This is a genomic window from Empedobacter sp. GD03861 (assembly GCF_029840885.1).
Taxonomy (GTDB): domain Bacteria; phylum Bacteroidota; class Bacteroidia; order Flavobacteriales; family Weeksellaceae; genus Empedobacter; species Empedobacter falsenii_B.
Window position 1 is genome coordinate 1 of record NZ_JAOCDJ010000062.1, and the last position, 6,783, is coordinate 6,783.

Consider the following 6,783-nt stretch of genomic DNA (forward strand, 5'->3'; position numbering starts at 1 on the left):
GTTTCATTGGCATGTTCAAGATTTAGGAATGAGACACCGATTTATAAAAGTAGGAACGCCTCAGTTAAATGGAAAAGTTGAACAATCTCATTTAACTGATAAAAAAGAGTTTTATCAACTTTTAAGCTATACTGATGATGTCGATCTAAATCAAAAATTAGAACAATGGGAAAAACTTTATAATTTCAATAGACCACATGGTTCATTTAAAGGTAAAACTCCTTATGAAATACTAAAATCAAAACTAAAATAATTATATTTAATGTCTATGAAGTGATGAAGTACGACACTCATAGTATTGAGATTTGAGATGTTAGTTATTAGACTTTTGTTATTGTATGTTCTTTTTTATTCATTGGTTTATTGTTTTATGAATAATGTATTCATGAATCCTTTGGATTTGGCTTGATACAAAAACATTTGAGATGTTTGCTATTATTATGTTCATTTTATTAATTACTTTTTTCTTGATAAAAAAGTAATCAAAAAATCAAGGCTTCAATTCTCGCCGGTCAATCATCATTTCGTTTCACTAAAATGTTTAAATCACTCCCGATGGTCGGTAAACATTTTTGCGCTTCTCTCAATGGATTGACACTCGTCTGTAAATTGTTATGCCATTTTGATTTAGATGCCGATACTCTATTTTTTTTGAGTTTGTTAGCGAATGATTTGTTCTTTGTTTTCATTTTGTCTTGTAATCAGAAAACACTTGAGATATTAGACTTTGTTTTTATATGTTATTTTTTATTCATGGCTTTATTATTTTAAGAATATTGTATTCATGAATCTTATGGATTTGTCTTGACACAAAAACGAATCAAAAAAGTCAAGGCTGTAAAACGATTAACCTAAAAATGAATATTGATTCGGGAATAAATTAAATCGCTCCTTTCAGTCGGTAATTTATTCTTATCCTTCTCAATATTCATTTTCTTAACGGTATCGTTTTAGAAGCCGAATTTATTTTTCTTCCAATGTTTTATTCTCTTTCTGTACTTGATCGTATGCTAATTCTTTGACTGCAAGACGTACGAACCATTTTTAGAGATTCTCATAAAACCGTGTTTCTTTAATGCTTTACCCAATTGGATGACGGTTGAATTGTTGATGTTGATATTCCCAAAATAAGCTAACCTTGTAGCTATTTGCGTAGTGTTAAGAAAAGCTGTTGCTGTTTCTTTATCAGCTTTTTCGAACCAGGTTAATAGCAATTCTTCTTCTGGGGATTTGATTTGGTATTGCTCGTTGTTTTGGTTGATGTTTTTAATTTCTTCGTTGTTAAACCAATACCTGAATCCTTCATCAATGAGATACAAAGCTTGTTTGTAACAGTTATCGAGGTTTACGTTGTGTAAAGCAACTTGTGTAAATTCTTTGAATTGTACAGTTTCTTTTATCAAATAGGCCATAGTACATTAAGTTTTAGTCATTAAACATTTTTTAAGGTAATTTAATGTAAATTAAAACCTTACAATGGAAAAACGTGTCGCTTTATGGATGATTTACTTTCTTATTCGATGTATTGCTCTATTCTTTATAATATATCCTTTTCAGCCACAAACTTGCTTTTACTAAAAGTATTAACACCGGAACTTCGACCAACGGACCAATAACTCCTACAAAAGCTTGTGGAGAGTGAATACCGAATATTGCAATGGAAACTGCAATAGCTAATTCGAAATTATTACCTGTCGCTGTAAATGAAATAGATGCATTTTTATCATAAGGAACCTTCATTGCTTTATTAATAAAGAAACTGATAAGGAACATTAGAACAAAATAGATTATTAGCGGTATAGCAATTTTAATTACATCCATTGGTAATTCAATAATTTTATCTCCTTTTAAACTGAACATTATGACGATTGTAAACAATAATGCATAAAGTGTTATGGGAGATATTTTGGGTACGAATACACGATTGTACCATTCTATACCATTCTTCTTAATTAGCGCGTATCTCGTGATAAAACCTATTAAAAATGGAATACCTAAATAGATCATTACACTTTGTGTTACTTCGATCATTGAAACCGAAACATTAAAATTAGCTAAACCTAATTTTGCAGGTAATACATTAATGAATAACCAAACCAAGAAGCTATAACTCAAAACTTGGAAAATACTATTTAATGCGACTAACATTGCTGTATATTCTCTATTAGCCTTCGCTAAATCACTCCAAACTATCACCATTGCAATACATCGAGCTAAACCAATTAGTATTAATCCAGACATATAATCCGGTTCGTCGTGAAGAAATAGAACTGCCAAACCAAACATTAAAACTGTACCAATTATCCAGTTTAAGATTAAGGATATTCCGATTACTTTTTTGTTTTTAAATACTTGTGGTAATAGAGAATAATCTACTTTGGCTAAAGGTGGAAACATCATTATTATCAACCCTAAAGCTAAAGGAATATTGGTTGTGCCAATGCTCATACGCTCTATTAAAACAGACATATTGGGAAAGATATAGCCAATTGTAACACCTAAAACCATTGCGATAAAAATCCATAAGGTTAGGTATCTATCAAGGAATTTTAGTTTTGGTTGCATCGTTTATTTAGTGATTTGTGAAAATATGTACATCATTTCAGTTGCGATTTGAAAACTGCGTTGTTTGTAAACTTCGGTTTGTTCGGTTGTATCATCCGAAATTTTAGGATCTTCGTAAGTAATGGGAATTCGCTTTTCAGCACCGGATATAAAAGGACAACCTTCATCTGCTTGGGAGCAAGTTAGAATCGCTGCGAAATTTGAAATGGGATTGAATGCATCATTATATTTCTTAGAAAAACCGATAATTGGTGAACTATTCTCATCATATTTTATCGCATAAATAGGATTATTACTATCTGTAATTTTAAAGATTTGAAAACCTTGATTGCTTAGCGTTTCAATTACTTTTGGAAACAAAGCTGTTTCTGCTGTACCACCAGAATAACAATTGATATTGGGGATATTATAATAAGCAGCAGCGAATTGTGCCCATACTTGTGCTAGATGACTTCTGCGTGAATTGTGTGTACAAATAAAATTAAGGTTTACCGGTTTTTTACTATTTACCTTTCCTTGAATGTAATCTATTAAAGGTTGTAAAATGTTTTTGCGATCATTACTGATATTTTCAAAATGAAATTGCTCTACAGTTTTTAATATTGTTGAGTACATATTTTTAATTAATTTTTAAGTGTTTAGATAAAAAATCTTGAATTTCTAAAATTGTTTGTTTTGCGGTTCTGTTTACCCCAATTAAAGATGCAGATGCATAACCTGTCCAATTACCATAGCCTACAAACCATAAACCTTCAATATCTAAAGACTTAGTTTCATTGGTTTTTGCAATACCTTTTTCATCTAGTTGTATTAGTGATTTTAGGAATGTAGTATCGTAACCGAAGCCTGTACACCAAATAATTGCATCAAAATCTTCTTGTTCGCCGTTATCCCAAATTACTCCTTTGTCGTAAAACTCACGGAATGTACCACTAGAAATTAACACTCCTCTTTCACGAGCTTCTTTTACAGGTGGAACCATAACAATACTGGCTAAATTGTAATTTGATGCATCAAATGTTTTTCCTTCTAATTCTGCTTTATATCTTGCGTTGGCAATTTTAAACAGATAATAGCCGTCCACTTCATCGGGTAGAAATTCAGGTGTTTTTTTTGTTGACCATTTTACTGTCGTATTTTTTGATACTTCAGCAACAATTTGAGCACCAGAATTACCTTCTCCAACAACCAATGTTTTTAAACCATTAAAATCTTCGGGGTTTTTATATTTACTTGAATGTATTTGAACACCTTTGTAATTTTCTATTCCCTTTAAATTCGGAATGAAAGGATTTCCCCACGTTCCTGTAGCAGAAATAACTGTTTTGGTTTTAAAAAAACTTTCTTGCGTGTGAACTTGAAAAAAATCTCCATTTTTTTTAATTTCAACAACTTCACTATTTCTTTTCACATTAAGTTGATAATATTGCTCGTATTGTCCTAAATAATGTATAACCTCTTGTTTTGTAGGGAATTTATTTTCAGAATTTGGCATTATCAATCCAGGTAACGAGCTATAATCTGCTGGAGAAAATAGGGTTAAACTATCCCAAGTATGGAGCCAAGCCCCGCCTGAAGTATTTTGCTTATCCAAAATAATATACTTCAGTTTTGCACGTCTTAGATAATATCCACAAGCTAATGCACTTTGCCCGCCTCCAATAACTATAACATCAAATATTTCATCCATTGAATTGTTTTTATCTGATTTATGCATTCACAAATTAATACTTTTACGTTTCTATAAATTCTTATCTATATTAATACCGTTTACTGTTTGATAATCCTTGTTTATCGACTTCTACAACTCCTAAAAAATTATCATTGGTAATTGTTATAATATTTATGGTTACAATATTTAGCAACACCCCGAATTTGGTGTACAAGAAGATGATTGGATTTCTGACAATTTCACTTTTGGTTTTTCTACAGGAATACCGCAAGCATCTTCCGCTAAACAAGCTGTTTTTTTATTCTTTAAAATGAAATGTTTTCCATTAAATTCAAGATCGTATTTACCAATTGTAGTCGACTGATATTCTACTTCAATTTCGGCATCTTCCATACCTAATTTATTTTCGGATAAACGAATAATGTTTAATAATTTACCTGGTTTTAAACGATGTTCGTAATCATCAGCATTCCATAGTTGAAAGTTCACCACTTTTTCATTTCTAATCACTCCACCACAATCAATAAATTTCTTTGTGATTTCTCCCACTTCTGTAACGTGGAAATGCTCTGGCACGAAAGTACCATCCTCTAATTGAAATTCAACATTTTCTAATGTTGGTAAGATTTCTTTGATTTCTGAAAGTTTCATATTCTTATATTATTTATTAATCGTAATATTACGATGGTTTATTTCAAAAAAAACGCCTTAACAGCATTTCTCTATTTTGACATTTTGATTGAAAAAGTTAGAAAATTCATTTTGAATTGCAGCCCAAACCTTTTCATCTATACAATAACACACTGATTTCCCTTCGATGGAACCTTGAATAATTCCTATACTTTTCAATTCTTTTAAATGTTGAGAAATCGTGGCTTGTGCTAAACCTAATTCATCCACCAAATCCGTACAGATACACGCATTTTGCTTGATAATATGCTGAATAATAGCCACACGAGCAGGATGTCCTAATACTTTGAATAAAGTAGCTAGTTTATTTTGTTCGTCTGTAAATATTTCTGATTTAGTTGTTCCCATTATTGATTTATTATCATTGCAATATTACGATATAATTATTGAATACTAAAAAATTTAATGTTATTTATTTAATGTATTGCTCAACGGCTTTATCCAATTCTTTGTTTACGATTTTGGCATAAAAAAAATTCTGTTAAGTTTTACAACCCAACAGAATTCTATCTTATTTATATCTTAAAAATTGATTATTTAATCGTAATGAAAACGGCACTTTGCTATTAATATCTGACCATCTTCGTACTTGTAAATTAAACGATGTTCTTCATCTATTCTACGTGACCAAAACCCTGAATATTTATGTTTTAATGGCTCTGGTTTCCCTATACCAGTAAAAGGAGTACGTGAAATATCTTTCAATAAATCATTGATACGTTTTACTTTTTTCTTATCGGTTTTTTGCCAAAATAAATAATCTTCCCAAGATTCATCTACGAAAATATATTTCATCTATTCCTCGATTAATTCTCTTTCAAAAGATTGGTTACTTTTTAATTTTTCAATGGCAGCATCTAATCTTGATTCATTGATACGAGAAGATAATTCGTGATTTGTAGCCATTAAAGAATTGTACTCTTCTAATGACATTACCACAATACCTGAATCTTTCCCTCTGTTGATGATTAAGGTTTCAAAATTCTTCGAAACTCTATCTAAGTAAGATTTAATATCTTTTCTGAAATCTGAAACACTTGCTATTATCATAATCTTGTATTTTATTATGTACAAATATATGTACAATATTTTGATTTTCAAAATCTATCTTCTTACATCATTTTAAAATAAACATTTACTATTCAATGAATTGCTCTACTGCTTTGTCTAATTCTTCGTTTACGATTTTAGCATAAATTTGAGTTGTTCCAATATCAGAGTGATCTAAAAGTTTTGATACATACTCAATACGCATACCGTTAGCTAAGGCTTGGGTTGCAAATGTATGTAGGCTTAAATGAAAAGATAATGAGAATGGAAATTCTAATTCTTTGCCCATTCTACGCAATTTCTGACCACATAAAACATTTTTGCTACCGATTACTTTTAGTTGGTATTCGTTGGATTGTTCGAAGAAATTAGCTTCTGAAATGATTGGAAAAATAAAATCATCTGGTTCGGAAGTTTCTTTTTTGTATTTGTTTAAAATCTCTAAAGCAGATTGACCTACCTTGAATTGATGTGAACGTTTAGTTTTACGGATGTTTAATCTGATACGTTGTTCGTTTTCATCATAGTTTTTCCATTGTAAGGTAACGACATCACTAAAACGCAATCCTCCGGCATAACAAGAAAAAATAAACATATCTCTGAAATAGGTATCTGTTTGACCAAATGAACTCTTGTGATTTTTTAGCTGCTCGATTTGTTCTTTGTTTAAAAACAATCTTGTACTCTTGGCTTTTTTGATTCGTACACTTGCAAATGGGTAAGTATTTAAACTGATGATTTCTTCACGAATGGCATCTTTAAACATTATGGCTAAAATTGAACATTTGTATTAAAACTAACATTAA

At 30.6% G+C, this 6,783-nt stretch carries 10 protein-coding genes; 1 reads left to right on the top strand and 9 read right to left on the bottom strand.

The features are described 5' to 3' along the window. The coding region (locus N5D03_RS14345) for an integrase core domain-containing protein (protein WP_280052050.1) at window positions 1-253 on the top strand (253 nt) is incomplete at its 5' end. Window positions 254-1,010: 757 nt separating this feature from the next. Here N5D03_RS14345 and N5D03_RS14350 read toward each other — a convergent pair. The 9 genes from N5D03_RS14350 to N5D03_RS14390 all read right to left on the bottom strand — a co-directional run bounded on the left by N5D03_RS14350 (window position 1,011) and on the right by N5D03_RS14390 (window position 6,743). Further along, window positions 1,011-1,412, bottom strand: a complete 402-nt coding sequence (locus tag N5D03_RS14350; protein ID WP_221408226.1) for a hypothetical protein — start codon at window positions 1,410-1,412, stop codon at window positions 1,011-1,013. A gap of 118 nt (window positions 1,413-1,530) precedes the next feature. Further along, entirely contained in the window at window positions 1,531-2,565 is a 1,035-nt protein-coding gene (gene arsB / locus N5D03_RS14355; protein ID WP_114999202.1) for an ACR3 family arsenite efflux transporter, read from the bottom strand. Between the two features lie 3 nt (window positions 2,566-2,568). Continuing rightward, window positions 2,569-3,180: a protein-tyrosine-phosphatase gene (locus tag N5D03_RS14360; protein WP_280052051.1), complete on the bottom strand. Its 612-nt coding sequence runs from the start codon at window positions 3,178-3,180 to the stop codon at window positions 2,569-2,571. 4 nt (window positions 3,181-3,184) lie between these two features. Further along, on the bottom strand, window positions 3,185-4,255 hold the full coding sequence (locus N5D03_RS14365) for an ArsO family NAD(P)H-dependent flavin-containing monooxygenase (RefSeq protein ID WP_115001976.1): 1,071 nt from the start codon (window positions 4,253-4,255) through the stop codon (window positions 3,185-3,187). A 168-nt stretch (window positions 4,256-4,423) separates the two neighbouring features. Beyond that, on the bottom strand, window positions 4,424-4,888 hold the full coding sequence (locus tag N5D03_RS14370; protein ID WP_280052052.1) for a DUF6428 family protein: 465 nt from the start codon (window positions 4,886-4,888) through the stop codon (window positions 4,424-4,426). 57 nt (window positions 4,889-4,945) lie between these two features. Further along, window positions 4,946-5,275 (bottom strand): metalloregulator ArsR/SmtB family transcription factor, encoded by a 330-nt coding sequence (locus N5D03_RS14375; RefSeq protein WP_280037791.1) that lies wholly within the window; start codon window positions 5,273-5,275, stop codon window positions 4,946-4,948. Window positions 5,276-5,464: 189 nt separating this feature from the next. Then, the gene (locus tag N5D03_RS14380) at window positions 5,465-5,722 is read right to left on the bottom strand and encodes a Txe/YoeB family addiction module toxin (RefSeq protein ID WP_114999210.1); all 258 of its coding nucleotides are present in this window, start codon (window positions 5,720-5,722) and stop codon (window positions 5,465-5,467) included. Continuing rightward, a complete protein-coding gene (locus N5D03_RS14385) occupies window positions 5,723-5,977 on the bottom strand; it encodes a type II toxin-antitoxin system prevent-host-death family antitoxin (RefSeq protein ID WP_068599366.1) in 255 nt (84 codons plus the stop codon). It lies immediately after the preceding gene. An 88-nt stretch (window positions 5,978-6,065) separates the two neighbouring features. Further along, window positions 6,066-6,743: a site-specific integrase gene (locus tag N5D03_RS14390; protein WP_280052053.1), complete on the bottom strand. Its 678-nt coding sequence runs from the start codon at window positions 6,741-6,743 to the stop codon at window positions 6,066-6,068. Window positions 6,744-6,783 lie beyond the last annotated feature (40 nt).

Excerpts from the sequence above, each read along its gene's own strand:
- N5D03_RS14380 (WP_114999210.1), bottom strand. The coding sequence starts at position 5,722 with ATGAAATATATTTTCGTAGATGAATCTTGGGAAGATTATTTATTTTGG.
- N5D03_RS14370 (WP_280052052.1), bottom strand. The coding sequence starts at position 4,888 with ATGAAACTTTCAGAAATCAAAGAAATCTTACCAACATTAGAAAATGTT.
- N5D03_RS14350 (WP_221408226.1), bottom strand. The coding sequence starts at position 1,412 with ATGGCCTATTTGATAAAAGAAACTGTACAATTCAAAGAATTTACACAA.
- N5D03_RS14365 (WP_115001976.1), bottom strand. The coding sequence starts at position 4,255 with ATGGATGAAATATTTGATGTTATAGTTATTGGAGGCGGGCAAAGTGCA.
- N5D03_RS14385 (WP_068599366.1), bottom strand. The coding sequence starts at position 5,977 with ATGATAATAGCAAGTGTTTCAGATTTCAGAAAAGATATTAAATCTTAC.
- arsB (WP_114999202.1), bottom strand. The coding sequence starts at position 2,565 with ATGCAACCAAAACTAAAATTCCTTGATAGATACCTAACCTTATGGATT.
- N5D03_RS14360 (WP_280052051.1), bottom strand. The coding sequence starts at position 3,180 with ATGTACTCAACAATATTAAAAACTGTAGAGCAATTTCATTTTGAAAAT.
- N5D03_RS14375 (WP_280037791.1), bottom strand. The coding sequence starts at position 5,275 with ATGGGAACAACTAAATCAGAAATATTTACAGACGAACAAAATAAACTA.
- N5D03_RS14390 (WP_280052053.1), bottom strand. The coding sequence starts at position 6,743 with ATGTTTAAAGATGCCATTCGTGAAGAAATCATCAGTTTAAATACTTAC.